Genomic DNA, 12,339 nt, shown 5'->3' with positions numbered 1-12,339 from the left:
AGTAGTTTCCTGCCGCCGCGCACCACGCGCACCCGCCCGGCCTCCCAGTCGGCCCGTACCTGCGCCAGCCGGTCCTGCAGCACCCGCAGCCGCCGCGCCTTGGCGAACCACTCCCGCCGCGAGCGGTAACCGCCCGGCGCCCCCTGGGAGCCCTTGGCCCCGAGGGGCTGCACAAGCCGGTGCGTGACCGTGGTGACGCCCGCCTGGAGGCTCTGGAGGTGGGCGAACTGCCCGCGCCGGGCCAAAGCCCACTGGTCGTGGGTGGCCTTGGTGATGCTGCCCGCCCACCGCGCGGACGACTCACCCGTCAGCGCCCGCTTGCGCCGCGCCCACTGCTCGCTGTCATGCTCCGGCCCGGCCGCGCAGCGCGCCTGCAGGTCGCCGGCGGCCAGCGAGCCGAGCAGAGCGCCGACCCGGCGCAGCACCGTCTCGTCCTGCCCGGTCAGCCCCTTGAGGCCGGCGCGGACCGCCACCCCGGACGGGCCGGGCACCACGAACGGCGCCGCCACCTGGCGCAGCCCGCCCACACCCCCACCCCCGCCCGACACTCGAAGAAGTCCTCACCGCACCCAACGAGCGTCCCGGTCAAAGGTCACGCATTCGAAACCAGAACCCCCGTCGCCCTGCCGGCTGCTGCGTGTCCCACGCCGCACACCGCAGCCGGGACGCTCACTCATGCACACCAGAACACACTCAACCAGCGTCAACCGCCAGCAGTTCACAACCCCTGGCGAGCTGTGTTGCTGTTGGCGGAAGGATCATCCTCGGACCAACTGCCCCTCCTTCCGGGCCCGCAACTCGGCCAGCCGGCCCATGCCGATGACGAGCAGCGCACAGGACAGTGCGAGAGACAGACTCGTCCAGTTCATCCACACGTAGCCGGGGTTACTGGAGTAGACGGTGCCGTCGTCGAGGACGCAGTCGAAGCGCAGGGGCAGGTACGAGGACTGGTGGTGGGAGAGGTGCTGGACCGTCTCCTCGGGGAAGCCGTCACGGCAAGCGGGAGCCGGCACCGAGTTCGCGCCGTTGTTGTACTGATGCTCGGACCAGGCGACAACGGAGAGCCCCCGCGTATAGACGGCCGCGGCCGAGAGACCGGCCAACAACGCGGTCCGGCGCGTCAGGTGCACCGGCCAGGGCTGGGGCCGCCCCGGCAACACCACCGCGAGAACCCCGAACAAGGCGACCACCGCCGCGACGGCACATGCCAGGGAAACGGCAAAACCCGCGATCATGACCCCACCCCTCAGGCGTACGAACCGGTGCGCGGTGAACCCGACGTGCACGCGACAACCCCACCAGGGTCAGGCCCCGTCAAGCTGTGACGAACGCCACTCATTCAGTCACGGCAGCGTCACAGGAGCGGCGGACCCGCGTACGGAGGCAAACCCGGCGTGCGACCGGCACGGTCCAGGCTGCCACGTGTGCACTCGCTGACCCGCGCGCTCTCCGCAACCGCGCGCCCGCGAGCCGACGCCACAGCTGACGGGAGCGCTGCAGTGGGAGCGGTTCCCTTGAGAAAAGGGGGAGTTGGTGTCCGGTAATGACGTGCTCAGGATGCGACCCGTGAGTAGGTTGGGGGTGATCCCGGCCGCAACCAGGCCACGGGGGTCTGCTGGAGAAGCCGGGGTCAGGAAGGGCCGAAATGACCAAACGGTCCGATGTGGTGGATCTGGCCTGTCCATACCGGCGCACAGGGCACAATCCGGAGTGCGGGGTGTGGAGGCTGGAGAGCCTGACCGGACGGGAGCGGGAAGTGCTTCTGCTGCTCGGAACAGGCTTGGGTAACCGGGAACTGGCCCGGGAGTTGGGGATCGCGGAGCGCACGGTGAAGGCGCACATCGCGAACATCGTGGACAAGACCGGTCAACGGACGCGGACGCAGGCTGCGATCGTCGGTGCTCTGGCCCATGACGCGCTGTGCTCGGACCCGGCGTGTACGCGGCGCCTGGCGAAGGTCCCGGTTCCGGGGGAGAGGCGGAAGCCCTCTGCCGCTTAGCCGCACAGACCGGCTCTGTGCCTGCCACAGGGCGGGCACAGAGCCGGTCACTCCGCCGCGAGGCAGTGGGACGCCGTCTGGAGAGGGGCGACGAGCCGGGAGAGTGCCACCAGGGCGGCGTCGGTCTTCCCCGCGCCGCTGAAGATGACCTGGGTGGCCGGGGTGCGGCCGTAGGTGACGACGACTTTTCTGCTGCTGGACGACTGGGCCAGGTCAATGACCCAGTCCACGCCGTCGACCGCGAAACACGGGTCGCCAGTGGGCCCGGGAGGGGTGACTCCGCAGCGCAGCACGATGTCGCGGTCTCCCCAGACGGCGATGCCGGGAAGACCGCTGTCGCGGCGAGGGAAGCCGCCGAGGGCCGTGGGGGCGGCATCGGTGATGCGGTGGCAGTGCGGGGAGCCGGAGTCCTTGGCGGGACGCACACCGGCGTCAATGTCGGTGAGGGCGTAGGAGGTGAGGGCGGCGCCGGCGGCAACGACGCACACCCCTGCGATCAGGGCGGGCCGGGACCGGCGGGTTGAGGGCATGCTCGGGGTCGTCTTCCCAGGCGGGGCGAATGGGTCGGGCAGAACGTTAGGGCACCGGGACGGGCGCGGTGGAGGCGGCCCGGGTTCACGTCCTTTTGGGCATTGCCTCTTTGGACACTTCCCCAACAGACGTGGTGGAGACGGTAGTTCGCGTCTACGTTCGGTTGCGCAAGCAGATCGACCGTTCAGGGGGAAGCAATGCGTAAGGCAGTCAGTTCGTTAGCGCTCGCCGCGGTGGCGGCCGGGACGATGGTCGTGGCGTCGGCTCCGGCCCAGGCCGCGCCACAGGCGAAGGACCCGTACGCCCACACCCGGCTGGAGCGGGTGTGGGCGCCGAACACGTGCCTGTCGATGGGCGGCAGCACGAAGAACAACGCGCGGCTGATCGTCGCCAAGTGCGCCAAGAGCGACAAGACACAGCGGTGGACGCTGAAGCGGCTGAACCGCAACCAGTCGGTGTTCACCATCAAGAACGACAAGTCCGGCAAGTGTCTGGCGGTGGGCTCCAAGAGCCGCATCGTCCAGTACACCTGCAAAGCCTCGTCGAAGAACCACCAGTGGGTGCTCTCCGGTTCGCGCATCATCAGCCGGTCGAAGAACAAGGCGATCGCCTCGAACTCCACCCGGAAGGGCTCGAAACCGTACCTGGAGGCGTGGCACTCCGGCCCTTCGGACAAGGAGCGGGTGCGACAGGAGTGGGGCCTGTCTTGAACCGAGGGGGTGCTTTCACGCAGTGGCGGCGTTCCGTGCCGCGTGCAGTGGTGGTGACGGCCGTTCCCGCCGTGCTTCTGGCGTCTTCGCTGACGCCCGCCTCCGGGCAGGAGGCGTCCGGAAGGTCCGGGGGGTCGAGGGCGTCTGCGGGCAAGGCCGCCGTGTTCGTACTCGATGCCGACAGTGGCCGGTTCGGCGGAGCGAAGCCGGGTCTGGCCGCGTCGTCGGCCCGGGTGACGCCGGTCGAGACGTACGTCGGCAAGGCGGCCGACACGCAGATCCTCGCGGCCGGCGGCCAGAAGGTGATAGCCGACATCACGCTCGCGTCCTCCCCGGTGAAGGCGGAGCGGGCGGCCTGGGCTGCCTCGTCACGGTTCGTCGACCTGTCCTGGCCCGACCTGGGCGCGGTCCGGTACACGGTGTATCGCAACGGCGTGAAGATCGCCGACACACCTGGTCACAGCCTGCGCGACGGGGGTGTGTCAGCCGGGAGCCAGGTCGACTACAGGATCACGGGTGAGGTCGGTGGACTCGGGCACACCTGGGGTCTGGCGGCGACGGTGCCGCCGGCCGATGATGCCGCGACGCTTGCCCGGACGGCGCGGCAGATCGAGGCGAAAGCGAAGAGTTACGTCAAGACGGCGGTGGTGTGGCGGTCGTTCATCCGGCAGAAGTGGGCGACCGTGCCGAGCAAGCTCGGCTCGCTGTCGGGCTGCAAGTACACCAAGGGCTACAAGTACGCGGGTGACAACCGCGGCTTCTCCAGCAAGGTCACCGGCCCGTCGTTCCGTGCGGGCCTGCGCGGGACCGTGTACTGGACGAAGTCTCCGTACGACTTGTTCCCGGAGACCGGCTGGACGAAGGTGTACAGCGCCAAGACGGGCAAGCTGGTGGACAAGCGGAAGGCGTCAACGAAGAAGATCGACTTCCGGACGAAGACGCGCCACAACGGCAAGACCCGTGCCGTGCACGGACAGATCGAGGCCACGGACCCGTTCTGCCCGTCGTCCGGGCCGAAACGGGCAGGCATCGGAGCGTTCTACGATGCGAGGCTGGCCCGCAACGGCGACTTCTACGTATCGGGCAAGTACCGGCGAGCCCCAGACCACGAGATGTACCTCTACGGGTACACCAGCGGCGGCAAGCACTCCACGAAGGCCGTGCACCAGTCGAAGATGAGCAGCCTGCTGTGCCTGTCCCAGCCGATGTGCGAGCTCGGCACGATCGGCAACAACGGCAGTTACTGACCCCCGGACCCGGGCAGCCGGGACGTGGGGAGGACAATGATCGGTGAAGCGGGCCGCCGCCAGGCGGCCCGCGACCAAAGGGGGATTGACGTGACTGTCACCTGGCGCAGCGCCGTCTCCTACGCGTTCACCGTCGTGGTCCTGTCCTGGCTGACCGGAGCGGCTGTGGATGTGGCGTGGACGGCCGCTTCCGACGGCCCCGGGGGGTGGCTCTCCCCCTGGGTGAAGGACCCGTGGAACGCGGTCTTCGTGGCGGCTGCCGTCGCGTCGTTGACGCTGGCCCGGCGTTTCCTGTCCGCGCTGCCGCGCTGGCGCGTGGTCCTGGTCGACGGGTTCGTCTATTTGGTGGTGCTGCTGGTCTGCTCGGGGGTTTCGGCCTGGGCCGACGGCGACGACGTTCCGGCGGACGCCGCGTTCATGATGGCGATCTTCGCGCTGTTCACGCTTCAGCTCCCCGCGGCGTGGCTGCTGTGCGCGTGGCGGACGGGGCACCTGGAGGTCGTTCTCAGCCGAGGCGGGGCGAGTGGGAAGTACAGGGATCAGGCCGGGCGATGACGACGACTCGACGCCCGTACGCGGCCGTGGCCGTGGCCGTGGCCTGCGTGATGCTCGCGGGCTGCTCGACCACGGACCTGGTCGGCGACACCACCCCCGGCGAACCGCTCACCAGAACCCTGGAGGAGGGCGAGCGCCCCGCTGCTCCGGACTTCACCGGGACCACGTTGGAGGGCGACGAGGTTCACCTGTCCGACTACCGCGGCAAGGTTGTGCTGGTCAACGTGTGGGCTTCCTGGTGCGGTCCCTGCCGGGCGGAGGCACCCGAGCTGAAGAGGACCCAGGAGAAGTGGGCAGCCCGCGGTGTTCACGTACTGGGCATCGACAACGACAACAGCCGGGCCGACGGGCTGGCCTTCCAGAAGGAGTTCCAACTGGGCTACCCGTCCCTGTACGACCCAGCGGGAAAGCAGGCCTTGAGGCTGCCGCACGGCCTGGTGAACACGCAGTCGCTTCCGTTCACGATCGTCATCGACCCGGCGGGCAAGGTGGCGGCGACTCACATGGGAGCGGTGACGGAGCCGCAGATGGCGAAGGTCATCACCCCGCTGCTGGCCGCTGCCGGGCAGAAACCCGGCAAGCGGAGCCGCTGAGGGCACCGGGTGCGGCCATGGACAGGGCCCGGCAGCCCGATCCTGTGATTTCCAGGAGATGTCATGGACTTGCTTGCGGTCCTGGATGAGGCGGTGGCCGCTCTCAAGGTTCCTCCGGGGGACGAGGACCGGGAGCAAAGCTGAACCGACGATCTCCGAGCAGAAGTTCGGGAGAAGATCCTGGACGCCAGGAGCACGGCACAGGAACGCCCGAAGCGGAATACTCGCGGTGAGGCGGTGAGGCGGTGAGCTAGGCGGCCTGCTGCGAGGCGGCGGCGTCGGGGCTCAGGTCGTCGAGGGTGAGCTGTTGTGCCGGGGGCTCGGGCAGGACGACGCGGCGGGTGGTGCGCAGGTCGGAGCCGACGTGGAGCAGTTCGCCCGCCTCCATCGGGCGCCAGTGCGGGTTGTCGTCCATGGGCTCGCTGGCCACGACGACGGCCGGGCGGTCGGCCAGACCGGCGGAGTGCACGCGCATCCGCCCGTGGCTGCCGCTGTGGTCGAGATGCCGGGTCCCGTGCTGACCGCCCGCCGGGCGCTCGAGGACGTACAGCTCGTGCGTGCCGGGGTAGCGCAGCGCCCATAGCTGCTCGGGGGTGGTGAGGACGAGGTTGAGGGCGTACACGGGCAGGTTCCGGGCGATCCACCGTGCGGCGTGCGCGACACCGGCGCCGACGTCACCGCCGTGGTGACGGGTTTCCCGGGTGACGAGGGCGAAGAGCCGCTCCGAGTCGGTGTCGCCCTTCACCAGTGAACGGTCCTCGCCCAGGTGATCGTCGAGCGTGCCGAGCCCCTCGATGACCCCGTTGTGCGCGAACAGCCGCCCGTCCTGCTCGAAGGGGTGCGTGTTCCGGACGTCCAGACTGCCGGTCGAGGCGAACCGTACATGGGCGAGGAAGGTGGCCGACTCCACCTCCCGCGCGTCCTCGGCGAACGCCCGGTCCTCGTAGGCGGCGATCGGCGCCTTGTCGACGTGCGGGGTGCCGTCCGCCGCGTAGTACCCCAGCCCGGTGCCGTCGGGGTCCTGGTGGCTCTGCCGGCTGAGACTGTCGGGGGCCTCCAGCAGCCAGAAGGTGGCGTAGGTGCGCCGAGGGGCGCTGCTGAGTCCGAACAGGCGGCACATCGGACACCTCCGTGGGTTTCGGGCGCCGCGGGCCGCTGGCGGCCCGCTCGCGACCGGAGACGGCTCGCACTCAGCGACACCGCACTGCTCGACGGGATGTGTTCCGGAGTTCCCTGTCTTCCGGAGTTCCCCGTCGCGAGGTCGCGAACCGGGCGGACCGGAGCCCGTCCGGGCCTCGTTCCGGCCCGTTCCGGCAACGACGAGCGTCGCACGTCGCCGCCCCAGCCGGTCACGTCACCGGTCGGTGCGCCGATACGGCGTGTGCGCCCTGGTCTATGGTGGGCACGGCCGGAAGAAGCGGAGGTACGGCGATGCGCGGGAAGCGGCACGGTGCCATGGGCGCCGCCCTTGCGCTGCTGACCCTGCTGGCCGCGCTGTTCTGCGCCACGTCGGGCCGCTCGGTGTCCTCCGTCGCCTCGGCCCCCTCCACCCCCTCCGCGCTCTCCGTCACCTCGGCAGCGGAACGTTCCTCTCCCGCGACCGCCGCCGTCTCCTCCGTGACGGTCCCGACCCCGGACACCGCCGATCACGGCGATTCCGCCGTGGCGGGCGCTCCGTGTTCGAAGAAGGTGGTCCCGGAACAGCCGCAGGTGCGAGCCGACGCGACGCTGATCAGCAGCCTGCCCGCGGGAGCCGGTGAGACGGCGTGGGCCCGCGGGTCCCCACACGCGGTTTCCCGCCACTGCGGCCCGGCCCCCTCTCCTCCCGACCTCACTGAACTCTCCGTACGACGCGTATAGGCCCGCGCACCGAGTCCGCGTGCTCCTGTCGGCCCGTACAACCGCGCAATCGCGCGACCGTGCAATCGGAGGGTTTCTCGTTGTCCCCGTCGTCCCCGTCGTCTTCGTTGTCTTCGTTGTCTTCGTTGTCCTCTTCCCGTTCCCGCTCGCCCCGAGCGGCATGGGCCGCCCTGCGCCGCTGGCCCCGTGGCCGGTGGATCGCCGTGGTGGCCGCCACGCCGCTGGTGATCCTCGCCCTCGGTGTGCCCACGGCCCTGGTGCCGAATCCGTTCTTCTCCCGCTCGGTGCCCCCGGTCTGGTGGAACCACATCGTGCTGGTGCTCACCGCCCTGCTGTCGGCCGTCGTACTCGCCACCTACGTGCGGACGGGGCCCTCGCGCAGTGACGACCGTGAGCGCACCGGGCGCTCACTCGGGTCGGCCGGTGCGCTGCTGTCCTTCCTCGCGGTCGGCTGCCCCGTCTGCAACAAGGTCGTTCTCCTCCTCGTCGGAACGTCGGGTGCGCTGAGCTACTGGGCGCCGCTGCAACCCGTCGTCGCGGTGGTCTCACTCGTCCTGCTGGCCGAGGCCGCGCTGCGGCGCCTGTCGTCCGAGGCGGCATGCCGCGTCCGGCCCGGCGCCTGACTCCCGTCGCTCCGTCTCCCTTCCCTTCCTCTCCCCTCTGGTCTTCCTCCCCGCACCTGTCACTCCGGAGATGCCATGTCTTCCTCTCTTCGTGCCCACCGTCGCCGTCTGGTCCTGATCACCGCGATGAGCGGCGCGGCGGCCATCCTCGCCTCGACCATCGCTCTCACCGGCACGTCCGGCGGCCCGAGCGCCAAGGAGACACCGGCCTCCTCCACCTCGACCGCCGCCCCCGACGAACAAGAGACGTCGCTGCTCGCCCTGGCACGCCGGGAGGCCAAGGATCCGCTGGCCAAGGGGCAGGCCGACGCCCCCGTCGTGATGATCGTCTACTCGGACTTCCAGTGCCCCTTCTGCGGCAAGTTCGCCCGCGAGACCGAACCCCAGCTCGTCCGCGAGTACGTGGACAAGGGCGTGCTGCGCATCGAGTGGCGCAACTTCCCCGTGTTCGGCGCCGAGTCGGAACGGGCCGCGCGGGCCGCCTGGGCCGCCGGGCAGCAGGGCAGGTTCTGGCAGTTCCACGACGTGGCCCACGAAAAGCCGCGAGAGCGCAACAAGGGCGAGTTCTCCGCCGCGCGCCTGCGGGACATGGCCCGTGAGGCGGGCGTCGCCGACCTCGACCGCTTCAGCACCGACACGGAGTCGGAGGCCGCGAACGAGGCGGTGAGCAAGGACCAGGAGGAGGGGTACGCCCTGGGGGTGTCCAGCACACCCGCCTTCCTCGTCAACACCACGCCGATCCTGGGCGCCCAGCCGCTGACCGCCTTCGCCGCCGCCGTCGAGAAGGCGGCCGAGGAAGCCGGGGAAGCGGCGCGATGAGCGAGATCACCGCCGCCACCGCCCTTCTCGGCGGGCTGCTCGCCCTGCTCAGCCCCTGCAGCGCGCTGCTGCTGCCGGCGTTCTTCGCCTACTCCTTCACCACGCGCACGCGCCTGCTCCTGCGCACCGCCGTCTTCTACGCGGGACTGTGCGTGACGCTGGTGCCGCTCGGTGTGGCCGGCTCCTTCGCGAGCCGGTTGTTCTACGGGCACCGCGAGACGCTGGTCGCGGTCGGCGGCTGGACGCTGATCGCGCTGGGGCTCGCGCAGATCCTGGGGCTCGGATTCGGCTCCCGGCGGCTGCAGCAGGCGGCGGGAGCCCGCCGGACGGGATCCGCCCTGTCCGTCTTCGCCCTGGGTGCCGTCTACGGCCTGGCCGGCTTCTGCGCCGGTCCCATCCTGGGCGGCATTCTCACGGTGGCCGCGCTCGACGGCAGCCCGCTGCACGGCGGTCTGCTGCTGGCGCTCTACGCGCTGGGCATGGCGGTGCCGATGTTCGTCCTGGCGATGCTGTGGGACCGCTACGATCTCGGACGCCGACGCTGGCTGAGGGGTCGGGCCCTGCGGCTGGGCCCCTTGACCGTGCACTCCACCTCGCTCGTCGGCGGATGCGTCTTCGTACTGCTCGGAGCCGCGTTCCTGCTGTTCGACGGCACATCCGCGCTGCCCTCGCTGCTCGGCGTCGACACCGAGGCCGCGTGGGAACAGGGGGCGACACGCATCGGAGAAGCCGTCTCCGACCGCTCCCTCGCACTGGCGGCGGCCCTGGCCGCAGCCGCCACGGCCACGGTGGCCGCCCTGCGGCTGCGCCGGCTCACGGAACAGGGGAGCGGAGACGAGACCGACTCGTCCAGGTGAGGGAACGGCGGTTCGGTGAAACTCACGGACATGACGGCGGTGGTACCGTTTTTTGTACCACTGATTTGGAGGGTGCCGCATCATGTCCATCACCGCCAGTGAAGCCCGGCGCCGCCTCTTCCCGCTGATCGAAGAGGTCAACAGCGACCGCAGCGCCATAGAGATCATTTCCAAGAACGGCAGCGCCTACCTCGTCGCGGCAGAGGAGTACGAGGCGCTGCAGGAGACCGCGCACCTCCTGCGCTCACCTGCGAACGCTCGCCGACTGCTGCGCTCCTACCAGAACGCCCTCGACGGTGAGTACGAGAGCCGCGAGCTGATCAGGGACGACGATGACGAGGATCGTTCATGAAGCTGGCGTTCACGCCGGACGGGTGGGAGGACTACGTCCATTGGCAGACCGCCGACCGCAAGATCCTCAAGCGTGTGAACCGGCTCATCGACGAAGTGCTGCGCGACCCCTACGAGGGCATCGGCAAGCCGGAACCGCTCAAACACGCACTCGCGGGTGCCTGGTCTCGCCGTATCACCGATGAGCACCGTCTGGTGTACCTGCCCGGGGAGCACGAGGTGATCATTCTCCAGGCTCGCTATCACTACGAGTAGTTCGCGAGGCGGCGGAGTCGGGGCACAGGGGAGTCGGGGTACAGGGGCTGATCCGGGTGGGCGGTGGTCAGGGGCGCGGCGGCTCGCCGTGCGGTGGCGGCTCGCCCATGGCCGTCAGCTGCAGCCGCAGTGCCAGCCGTCGGCGGGGTGAGGTGAGGTCGACCGGGACCGTCTCCTCGAGCTTGCGGAGCCGGTAGCGCAGCGTGTTGGGGTGGATCCGAAGGAGGCGTGCGGCGCTCTGGGGGTCGCCGAAGTGGTCCAGCCAGGCCGCGAGGGTCGCGAGGTACGGCGTGCCGTGCTCCTCGTCGTGGGCGCGCAGCGCGGCGAGCGGGCCGCCGAGCAGGCCGGTGTCGGTCCCGACGGCGGCCGTGGCGCGCTCGATGACGACGGCGTCCCAGGCGTCCTCCATCAGCACGGTCCCCGTCCTGTGGGAGAGGGGGAGCCGGCCGGCGCCGATCAGCCGGTGGAGTTCGACGGCTTCCGCCGTGGAGCGTGGCAGCTGGTCGGGGGAGTGGGCGGGGCGGCCGACCGCGGCGTACAGGCCGGGGTCGTGCGCGCGTATCTCGGTGAGCACCTGCCGGAGCCAGTCGAGGGTGCCCGCTCCGGCCTCGGCCGGGGTGCCGGGCGCGGCCCGCCGTCTGCCCGGTGGCCGCTCGGCGACCAGGGCGAACAGCAGCCCGTCGAGGTCGGCGAGCAGGGGCTGGTGCCAGCCGAAGCGGCGTGCGACCGATTCCCACAGGTCCAGCTGTCTGCGTACGCCTTCGGTTGCACCGGTCGCACCGGTCGCACTGGCCGCACCGGCCCCGCCGGCTCCACCGGCCGTACCAGTCGTACCGGTCGACCCGAAGGCCACCACCCGCCAGGGGCCGGCCGGCAGTGAGACGACCGCTCCCGGTCCCCGGCCCGGCACAGCGCCGTCGCGCAGCGCCGCCCGCAGCTGTCCGGCCGACACCCGCCGTGCGATGTCGGCCTCGGCGCGCAGCCGCAGCAGATGCAGGGCCACGACGGAGGCCACATCGCCGAGCTCGCGGATGCGCTCCGGGGGAACCGGCGACTTGACCACGGCCCAGATCGAGCCGAGCCACTCGCCGCCGGCCCGCACGGGGACGACCAGTCTGGGCAGGGTGCCGTCAGGGCCGGCGGGGGTCCAGATGGGGTCGTTGGAGCGGGCGAGCCGGCGGAAGACGCCGCTGGCCCGGAAGTGCGTCAGGGTTTCCGGGGGTACGCGCCGTCCCACGATGGTGGAGACCCGCGCCGGGTCGGTGGTGTCCTGCCGTGCGGAGTAGGCGAGTACGCGGGACTGCGCGTCCTCGACCGTCACGGGCGCGTCGATGATCTCGGCCGCCTTGTCGGCCAGGGCGAACAGGTCGCTGTGCGGACCGGCGGTGCCGAGTGCGCCGGTGTCGGGCGCGGAGGCCCGGTCGATGACGCCGCGCAGCAGCCAGACGACGTGCGCCCACGAGGTGTGCGGCTGCAGTTCCACCAGTGCGGGACCCGCCATCCTCCGTACGGCGCGGGCCACCTGCGGGTCGCTCGCGGCGGGCCCCTTGAGCACGAGGCCCGCCGCCGCCGACCCGGCGGCCCGTTCCAGCAGGGCGAGGGCCCCGGACCGGTCCGTCACGCCCACCCCGAGGACGAGTTCCCCCGGCTGACCCGGTGTGTCGCCGGGCTCGGCCAGGGCGACGTCGTGCACCTCGGCGTTGCCGGCCGCAACGACCGTACGGAGAAACCCGGCTCCCAGGGAGTCCACGAGGTCGGTGACGGTGATCACGGTCGGCGCCCCGCGGTGCGGCAGGGGGTACTGCTCACGCTCATGCACCCCATTGTGACCCAGGCGATAGTGCTCCGGGCATCATCGGCCCTCACTCCATTGGCCGCCCAGCACAAAGACAACGGGGCCGGCCGGCCTCACCATCAAAGGCACCACCGCCCTGAAGAA

Annotated in this window: 15 protein-coding genes and 1 pseudogene; 11 read left to right on the top strand and 5 right to left on the bottom strand. The window is 70.7% G+C overall.

The window, feature by feature from the left end:
* Nucleotides 1-527: pseudogene (locus DEP02_RS13950) on the bottom strand (IS200/IS605 family accessory protein TnpB-related protein); the annotation flags it as partial.
* 231 nt (nucleotides 528-758) lie between these two features.
* The gene (locus DEP02_RS13945) at nucleotides 759-1,235 is read right to left on the bottom strand and encodes a hypothetical protein (RefSeq protein ID WP_112467651.1); all 477 of its coding nucleotides are present in this window, start codon (nucleotides 1,233-1,235) and stop codon (nucleotides 759-761) included.
* Nucleotides 1,236-1,645: 410 nt separating this feature from the next.
* Between DEP02_RS13945 and DEP02_RS13940 the strand changes: the two genes are divergently transcribed.
* Nucleotides 1,646-1,999 carry a helix-turn-helix domain-containing protein gene (locus DEP02_RS13940; protein WP_112467642.1) on the top strand — a complete coding sequence of 118 codons (354 nt, stop codon included), beginning with the start codon at nucleotides 1,646-1,648 and terminating at the stop codon, nucleotides 1,997-1,999.
* A gap of 47 nt (nucleotides 2,000-2,046) precedes the next feature.
* Here the strand turns inward: DEP02_RS13940 and DEP02_RS13935 are convergent, their stop codons facing one another.
* Nucleotides 2,047-2,529, bottom strand: a complete 483-nt coding sequence (locus tag DEP02_RS13935; protein WP_112467641.1) for a DUF3515 family protein — start codon at nucleotides 2,527-2,529, stop codon at nucleotides 2,047-2,049.
* Between the two features lie 198 nt (nucleotides 2,530-2,727).
* Between DEP02_RS13935 and DEP02_RS13930 the strand changes: the two genes are divergently transcribed.
* From DEP02_RS13930 to DEP02_RS13915, 4 genes are all read left to right on the top strand, one after another.
* Nucleotides 2,728-3,240, top strand: a complete 513-nt coding sequence (locus DEP02_RS13930) for an RICIN domain-containing protein (protein ID WP_112467640.1) — start codon at nucleotides 2,728-2,730, stop codon at nucleotides 3,238-3,240.
* Nucleotides 3,241-3,401: 161 nt separating this feature from the next.
* Complete coding sequence (locus tag DEP02_RS13925) at nucleotides 3,402-4,487, top strand: hypothetical protein (RefSeq protein WP_232839100.1); 1,086 nt, start codon at nucleotides 3,402-3,404, stop codon at nucleotides 4,485-4,487.
* A gap of 90 nt (nucleotides 4,488-4,577) precedes the next feature.
* Nucleotides 4,578-5,042: a hypothetical protein gene (locus DEP02_RS13920; protein WP_112467650.1), complete on the top strand. Its 465-nt coding sequence runs from the start codon at nucleotides 4,578-4,580 to the stop codon at nucleotides 5,040-5,042.
* Entirely contained in the window at nucleotides 5,039-5,635 is a 597-nt protein-coding gene (locus DEP02_RS13915; RefSeq protein WP_112467638.1) for a TlpA family protein disulfide reductase, read from the top strand. The genes DEP02_RS13920 and DEP02_RS13915 overlap by 4 nt, the downstream gene beginning before the upstream one ends.
* A gap of 250 nt (nucleotides 5,636-5,885) precedes the next feature.
* Here the strand turns inward: DEP02_RS13915 and DEP02_RS13910 are convergent, their stop codons facing one another.
* Nucleotides 5,886-6,755 carry a class II glutamine amidotransferase gene (locus DEP02_RS13910; RefSeq protein ID WP_112467637.1) on the bottom strand — a complete coding sequence of 290 codons (870 nt, stop codon included), beginning with the start codon at nucleotides 6,753-6,755 and terminating at the stop codon, nucleotides 5,886-5,888.
* A 311-nt stretch (nucleotides 6,756-7,066) separates the two neighbouring features.
* Between DEP02_RS13910 and DEP02_RS13905 the strand changes: the two genes are divergently transcribed.
* The 6 genes from DEP02_RS13905 to DEP02_RS13880 all read left to right on the top strand — a co-directional run bounded on the left by DEP02_RS13905 (nucleotide 7,067) and on the right by DEP02_RS13880 (nucleotide 10,400).
* Entirely contained in the window at nucleotides 7,067-7,495 is a 429-nt protein-coding gene (locus tag DEP02_RS13905; RefSeq protein WP_112467636.1) for a hypothetical protein, read from the top strand.
* 125 nt (nucleotides 7,496-7,620) lie between these two features.
* On the top strand, nucleotides 7,621-8,118 hold the full coding sequence (locus DEP02_RS13900; protein WP_198668433.1) for a hypothetical protein: 498 nt from the start codon (nucleotides 7,621-7,623) through the stop codon (nucleotides 8,116-8,118).
* Nucleotides 8,119-8,193: 75 nt separating this feature from the next.
* Complete coding sequence (locus DEP02_RS13895) at nucleotides 8,194-8,937, top strand: DsbA family protein (protein WP_232839099.1); 744 nt, start codon at nucleotides 8,194-8,196, stop codon at nucleotides 8,935-8,937.
* Nucleotides 8,934-9,794 carry a cytochrome c biogenesis CcdA family protein gene (locus DEP02_RS13890; protein ID WP_112467633.1) on the top strand — a complete coding sequence of 287 codons (861 nt, stop codon included), beginning with the start codon at nucleotides 8,934-8,936 and terminating at the stop codon, nucleotides 9,792-9,794. The genes DEP02_RS13895 and DEP02_RS13890 overlap by 4 nt, the downstream gene beginning before the upstream one ends.
* An 82-nt stretch (nucleotides 9,795-9,876) precedes the next feature.
* On the top strand, nucleotides 9,877-10,146 hold the full coding sequence (locus tag DEP02_RS13885; RefSeq protein WP_112467632.1) for a type II toxin-antitoxin system Phd/YefM family antitoxin: 270 nt from the start codon (nucleotides 9,877-9,879) through the stop codon (nucleotides 10,144-10,146).
* On the top strand, nucleotides 10,143-10,400 hold the full coding sequence (locus DEP02_RS13880) for a Txe/YoeB family addiction module toxin (RefSeq protein WP_112467631.1): 258 nt from the start codon (nucleotides 10,143-10,145) through the stop codon (nucleotides 10,398-10,400). The genes DEP02_RS13885 and DEP02_RS13880 overlap by 4 nt, the downstream gene beginning before the upstream one ends.
* A gap of 67 nt (nucleotides 10,401-10,467) precedes the next feature.
* On the opposite strand, the gene DEP02_RS13875 is transcribed toward DEP02_RS13880, so the two are convergent.
* Entirely contained in the window at nucleotides 10,468-12,219 is a 1,752-nt protein-coding gene (locus tag DEP02_RS13875; protein WP_198668432.1) for a PucR family transcriptional regulator, read from the bottom strand.
* Between the last annotated feature and the right edge of the window lie 120 nt (nucleotides 12,220-12,339).

The sequence above is a fragment of the Streptomyces triticisoli genome (assembly GCF_003270085.1).
GTDB classification, from domain to species: Bacteria; Actinomycetota; Actinomycetes; order Streptomycetales; family Streptomycetaceae; genus Streptomyces; species Streptomyces triticisoli.
The sequence above is the reverse complement of the archived record's forward strand: the minus strand, read 5'-3'. Positions and strand labels throughout refer to the sequence as shown.

Bases quoted from the DNA above. Each gene is read 5' to 3' on its own strand.
- DEP02_RS13895 (WP_232839099.1), top strand. From the start codon at position 8,194: ATGTCTTCCTCTCTTCGTGCCCACCGTCGCCGTCTGGTCCTGATCACC.
- DEP02_RS13880 (WP_112467631.1), top strand. From the start codon at position 10,143: ATGAAGCTGGCGTTCACGCCGGACGGGTGGGAGGACTACGTCCATTGG.
- DEP02_RS13885 (WP_112467632.1), top strand. From the start codon at position 9,877: ATGTCCATCACCGCCAGTGAAGCCCGGCGCCGCCTCTTCCCGCTGATC.
- DEP02_RS13945 (WP_112467651.1), bottom strand. From the start codon at position 1,235: ATGATCGCGGGTTTTGCCGTTTCCCTGGCATGTGCCGTCGCGGCGGTG.
- DEP02_RS13905 (WP_112467636.1), top strand. From the start codon at position 7,067: ATGCGCGGGAAGCGGCACGGTGCCATGGGCGCCGCCCTTGCGCTGCTG.
- DEP02_RS13890 (WP_112467633.1), top strand. From the start codon at position 8,934: ATGAGCGAGATCACCGCCGCCACCGCCCTTCTCGGCGGGCTGCTCGCC.
- DEP02_RS13915 (WP_112467638.1), top strand. From the start codon at position 5,039: ATGACGACGACTCGACGCCCGTACGCGGCCGTGGCCGTGGCCGTGGCC.
- DEP02_RS13910 (WP_112467637.1), bottom strand. From the start codon at position 6,755: ATGTGCCGCCTGTTCGGACTCAGCAGCGCCCCTCGGCGCACCTACGCC.
- DEP02_RS13930 (WP_112467640.1), top strand. From the start codon at position 2,728: ATGCGTAAGGCAGTCAGTTCGTTAGCGCTCGCCGCGGTGGCGGCCGGG.
- DEP02_RS13935 (WP_112467641.1), bottom strand. From the start codon at position 2,529: ATGCCCTCAACCCGCCGGTCCCGGCCCGCCCTGATCGCAGGGGTGTGC.
- DEP02_RS13940 (WP_112467642.1), top strand. From the start codon at position 1,646: ATGACCAAACGGTCCGATGTGGTGGATCTGGCCTGTCCATACCGGCGC.